This window comes from Prevotella sp. BV3P1 (assembly GCF_000479005.1).
Classification (GTDB): Bacteria; Bacteroidota; Bacteroidia; order Bacteroidales; family Bacteroidaceae; genus Prevotella.
This window is the reverse complement of sequence record NZ_AWXC01000044.1, coordinates 1-546: the sequence shown is the minus strand read 5'-3', so window position 1 is coordinate 546 and position 546 is coordinate 1. Positions and strand designations below refer to the sequence as shown.

Annotated in this window: 1 protein-coding gene; it reads left to right on the top strand. The window is 43.4% G+C overall.

Annotation, left to right across the window (positions count from 1 at the left end; genetic code table 11):
* Positions 1 to 519: IS30 family transposase (locus tag HMPREF1254_RS08400; protein WP_023058233.1), on the top strand; the 519-nt coding region annotated here is incomplete at its 5' end.
* Between the last annotated feature and the right edge of the window lie 27 nt (positions 520 to 546).

Genomic DNA, 546 nt, shown 5'->3' with positions numbered 1-546 from the left:
AAACATCTTCCAATCAAAGACAGGGTGAGCATCCATGAAAGAAGTAAGGAAGTTGACGGGAAGAGATTCGGGGATTTTGAGATGGACTTGATCGTAGACCCTGCCCAGCACGCCATACTCACGCTGGTGGAGAAGTCCACCAATATGCTGCTCATGCAGAAACTGCCATTAGGGAAGCAGTCAAAGCCCCTGGCAAAGGTGGTCAGGAAACTGCTGCTGCCATACAAGGACTGTCTGAAGACCATTACAACAGACAACGGGCCTGAATTTGCGGCACATAAGGACATTACCAAGTTCTTAGGCGTTCCCGTGTACTTCGCTGATCCATATTGCTCATGGCAGAAGGGAGCTATTGAAAATACAAATAAGCTAATCAGACAATATATACCGAAAAAGGATTCGTTTGAACATTACACAGACAAGAGAATTATGTCGATACAAAAGAAATTGAACGAAAGACCGAGAGAAAAATTAAACTTTTCTACACCAAAACGAGAATTCTTCAAACACGTTTTGTAATTTTGCACTTGCTGGTTGACTCTACGG